The organism is Empedobacter sp. UBA7252 (assembly GCF_002472765.1).
In the GTDB taxonomy this organism is placed as follows: Bacteria; Bacteroidota; Bacteroidia; order Flavobacteriales; family Weeksellaceae; genus Empedobacter; species Empedobacter falsenii_B.
Genome location: NZ_DKSQ01000018.1, coordinates 1 through 4,751 on the forward strand (window position 1 = coordinate 1; position 4,751 = coordinate 4,751).

Sequence of the window (4,751 nt, forward strand, 5' to 3'; positions counted from 1 at the left end):
ACCTAAATGCACTACGGGTTATTTACTAAAAATAAAAACCATGAATTGCCTGTCTATTATTTGAAAAATAATAAAAAAGCAGATGAAATACGACTTGGTAGAATAATGAATTATCATTGGTTGAGTGATAAGTATTTTTTATATGATGAAAAAAATGAAGGTCTTGTACTATATAACATCCAAAGTCAAAATAAAAAAACAATTCCGCATTATAAGAAAATGATTGAAACTTCTAATAAGCAATTTTTTGTAGCGAAAAAAGAAGGTAATACGCTTTACATTAATACAATAAATAATGGAGAATTAGGAAATGAAATAAAGTTTATTGATGTAATAGATTACAAATGGGAAAATGATAAATTAGTAATTGAAAAAACAAATCATACCATTGATGTGTATGAATTGAATAAAAATATTAATCTTCTTTTTCAAATAGATGGTGTTAAGTACCAGTCATTAAGATGGAATGAATTCAATCAATATGACTACATTAAACAAGAAGGAGAAGATTTATTTTATGTAAAAAGCAATGGGACTAAGGTCAAATTACTTCATGACTTAAATAAGAGTATAAATCTCAAGATTATTAATGAAGACAATAATTTACTCATTTTAGAAAATACATTTCAATCTGATTATACCCTAAAAAAATCAGAAGAAGTAGAAATTTGGGATACCTCTGATGATCAAATTATTATTCAAAAACCGAAGAGTCAAAAAGAATTGATCTTTGTGAGATTGAATGATGGTCATATTAATCATAAAATAGCTCTATCAGATGTCAATTACGAATTTTTAGGAACGCAATATCTACTTTTATTCGACAAGAATAGATACAGAAGTTATCACCATTTACGGGATCATGTTGATGTTAAGTTAATAGATCTAGAAACAATGAATCAAAAGTTAATAGTTGAAGATTTTGACGATTACAACAGAAATAAATTAATACTTTCTGATCACAATAAATTTATCTATTTCAAAGAAAATAATTGGTGGATATATGATGTATTAGAAGATAAAAAGAAAAGTTTGACCACTTCAATAAAAGCTGGTTTCTCCGTTGATGATTATTTTAAGAATGAAGCTTTTCAGCCAGCTAAATTTTATGATAATTCACGTGTTTTTTTAACAGCTAAAGAAGGGATATGGGAATATAATCTTCATACAAAAAAGCTGAAGCAATTAATTCAATCTACAAAACAAACGGGTACTTTTACGTTTTTAATAACTAGAAATAAAGCTAAAAATCAAGTAGATGAAACCATTTATTTGCAATCTTTAAACGAAAATAATCAGTACAAAATTTATAAATGTTGTGATCGATTAAATGAAATTTATAACACATCGCAAGATGTTAAGAAAGTTTCGTTAAAAAATAAGAATTTGTATGTAATAGAGCAAGGTTATTTAAAATCTCCTCGTATTGTTCAAATAGATGAGAAGAATAAAGCAACCATTCGGGTTGAAGCAGTTAATTCGATTGTTCAAAAACGTCGTTTTCAAGAAATAAAATCTATTATAAATGGGAAATCAGTAAAAGCAATATTGTATTATCCGTTTGATTATGATACAACCAAATATTATCCGATGATTGTCCATATCTACCAAAAGCAATCACATTTAGTGAATGATTTTCAATTGCCAGAAGTAAGTTCAGCTAATGGTTTCAATACTGATTTTTATACATCACAAGGCTATTTTGTCTTACTACCAGATATCATAGTCGATTTAGATCAACCAGGCGAATCAGCACTACAATGTACAGTTGAGGCAACCAATCAAGCATTAAAAGAAGCCAATATTGATAGAGATAAAATTGGATTAATAGGCCATTCTTATGGTGGTTTTGAGGTAAATTATATCGTAAATCGTACGAATATGTTTAAAGCCGCTGTTAGTGGCTCAGGTGTTTCTGATATTGTAAATTGGTACTTTTCGATGGATTGGAATAAATCAAAACCACAATTTTGGAGATTTGAGGATGAGTTTTTTAAAATGAGTTCAATGTTTTATGATTCAAAAGAAAATTATTTAAAACAATCTCCTTTACTCCAATTAGAAAACCTACATACACCTGTATTAATATGGACTGGAAAAGAAGATTATCATGTCAATTGGGAACAAAGTGTTAGCATGTATTTAGCAATGAGACTTTTAAAAAAAGAAGGAAAGTTGTTATTATATCCGAATGAAAAGCATGTGATTATGAATCCATCAAAGGCAAAAGATTTAAATCAGAGGATTATAAATTGGTTCGATTTTTATTTAAAAAACACTGAAATAGAGTGGATTAAAAATAAGAGACAGCTGTAAAAGCTGTCTCCTTTTATAAATTATTAATTTGTTTTTTCAAATAATTGAACATTACAAGCTGTTCCCGAAATTTCATCCATTCCGTAAAGATGTACACCTGGCTGGTAAGTACATAAATTACCTATAACATTGCTACATTCAAAATCTTCAACCAATGTACATGGCTGTTCTTGATCGATACGATAAATCGGATCTCCAGGATCCCATCCAGCTTTCTTCGCCTGATTTGTAGCGAAAGCAGCACCAGTCCCCATTAATACAATGACAGCTGGTAAAATAATTTGTTTTAAATTTTTCATTTTAATGTGAATTTTAGTTTTGCCTACTTTTTTACAGGTTTTCGGCTTTTCCTGTTTTAAACTGATCGGTTATAGCCGGCTTTAGTTTATAAACAATCAATTCGTTTCCAATTAGTGCATAAAAATGAGAATCAGTCACTAAAAAATCAGAAAGTTTGTTTTCTTCGCGATGTTGTACAGTAAAACTTCCGATATAATGCCTACGATCTGTTCGGTACGCATCAATTACATCCACTTGTTTCCACTGTTTTGGGGATTCAAATTTCCCCATTAGCTTAGAGATATTAAACAAGAGATGTCGATGTGCAACCATTTTTTTATTCACTAAAAGTGGAGGAGCGCTCATTTTATTTTTTCCATCCGATAGATGGCTAACTTCAATTTTTGCTTGATAAGTAGTATCAATCGTATTTAGTTTGTGTTTGATGTGTAAATCTTGATCCATAACAATAAATTGATTGCGGTAGTAATAAGTATAAACCAGTTCATCTGAATATGAATCAAAAACTAACAATCCATCTGTATCAAAAACACCATCAATTTGTTTTTCGAGTACAGTTGAAAACAACTTTACTTTGGGCTCTTTGTTTAAGTTTAAAAGACCCAAAACTTGTGTTTTCGTTGTGCTACTTTGCGTACGAATAGCAAATTTGGTAGAATCAATTACAATCAATTGATTGAAAAAAGCATCATTCAAACTGATGGTTTCTGCATGTAAATTGGTTAATTTTCCTTTATAAATAACAGGAACTGTTCCGTCGTACAAATAAAAGTCACCATTTTTAACACGCATCATAATGGATTTAAAAGGATGATCTTTATAGTCCAAATCAATCTTTTTGGAAATGATTTGATCTGTATTGGTATCAACACTCGTTAAAACAAGTGGAGCAGTATAATTTCCTAAATACAGCGTATTATTTTCATATCCTACAAAATAGTAAGAATTAGTGCCTAGATCAATCGCTTTTTCTTCGATAATTGGATGCTGTAAATACCTTCTGGTAAAATTATTTTCTTGTTTGATGATGTGTTCAGATGTGAGAAATAAGAAAATGACATTTCCAATTGAAACAATCGAAATAGCAAAGAAGGTAACAAATAATTTTCGTTTACTTTTTTGAAACGTTAATAATTCACCTAAGTAAATGGCAATTACAGCTAATCCAACAAAAACGAGATTGAAAATCAAATGTTCTGTCCATCCAAGTTTCTCTAGAATTCCTCCACAAGAACATGGGACAAAATCACTGTAATTAATAATCAGATAGATATAACCTGTAAACGCGAGCATCAAACCATAAGAAGCATACAACCCAATTTGTTGTGTTCGCTTGATACAAAGCAATAATACAATTAGAATTTCCACAATAATTACGGCGTAAGAAATAAATCCTGCGTAAGCACTTAGTAATGGTGATTGTGCCAATTGAATTTGAAAATTCTCAAAATCCATTAGTTTACTCACAGCTGCATAAATAAACAAAACGATAAATAGGTAGCAGATGAGCGTTTGTATAAACGGTGCAATTTTTCTCATCTTTTAGTAGTTTTAATTCTTAAAAAATAACTTTCTAACATCTAACATCAGTTTTCATCTTCATCAATATTTCTCATATAGGGATCTTTATCACGAGGAGGATCGTTTTTAGAAGATATACTATCCTTAATATTATCTTTCAAAGAAGAAGTAATACGTTCTGAATGAATCGGGGTGTCAATTAGAATATTTTCATCTTCTATACAGCTATTGAATACAAAACACCCAAGTACAATTAAATAAAAAGATTTCATAGTTTCTCATTTTTAAAGTTTGTACCGAAATTAGGTTCAGCACAAAAAATAGGAGGTATGTTAATGCGTCAAAAACATAAAATGCCTGTCTAATTTATAAATTCATACACTCCAATTTTTAAGAAAACCGAAAAAATCGTCAAGCTGAATTCATTTCAACTTCTCATTATCGTCAGTCAGAGTGGCGCTTGCAAAAGGTTGTATCGAAGACTTAGACGATAATAATGAATGACAAAAACCATTGTTAAAAGTGAATTTGAATATAGAAAAAGAATAAAGAACTGGCATTAAAACTCTCACGTTAAGAAAATGTTTGAATGCAACGTTAAAAAGGTTTTAGCC

At 29.7% G+C, this 4,751-nt stretch carries 4 protein-coding genes; 1 reads left to right on the forward strand and 3 read right to left on the reverse strand.

The window, feature by feature from the left end:
* Positions 1–6 precede the first annotated feature (6 nt).
* Positions 7–2,316 (forward strand): alpha/beta hydrolase family protein, encoded by a 2,310-nt coding sequence (locus tag B2X73_RS03500; protein WP_291095724.1) that lies wholly within the window; start codon positions 7–9, stop codon positions 2,314–2,316.
* Positions 2,317–2,339: 23 nt separating this feature from the next.
* On the opposite strand, the gene B2X73_RS03505 is transcribed toward B2X73_RS03500, so the two are convergent.
* Genes B2X73_RS03505 through B2X73_RS03515 form a run of 3 tightly spaced genes read right to left on the reverse strand, consistent with a single transcriptional unit; the run spans position 2,340 to position 4,409 of the window.
* Positions 2,340–2,615, reverse strand: a complete 276-nt coding sequence (locus B2X73_RS03505) for a DUF6520 family protein (protein ID WP_280062949.1) — start codon at positions 2,613–2,615, stop codon at positions 2,340–2,342.
* 31 nt (positions 2,616–2,646) lie between these two features.
* Entirely contained in the window at positions 2,647–4,155 is a 1,509-nt protein-coding gene (locus tag B2X73_RS03510) for a DoxX family protein (protein WP_291069375.1), read from the reverse strand.
* A 47-nt stretch (positions 4,156–4,202) separates the two neighbouring features.
* Complete coding sequence (locus B2X73_RS03515; protein WP_291059611.1) at positions 4,203–4,409, reverse strand: hypothetical protein; 207 nt, start codon at positions 4,407–4,409, stop codon at positions 4,203–4,205.
* Positions 4,410–4,751: the final 342 nt, after the last annotated feature.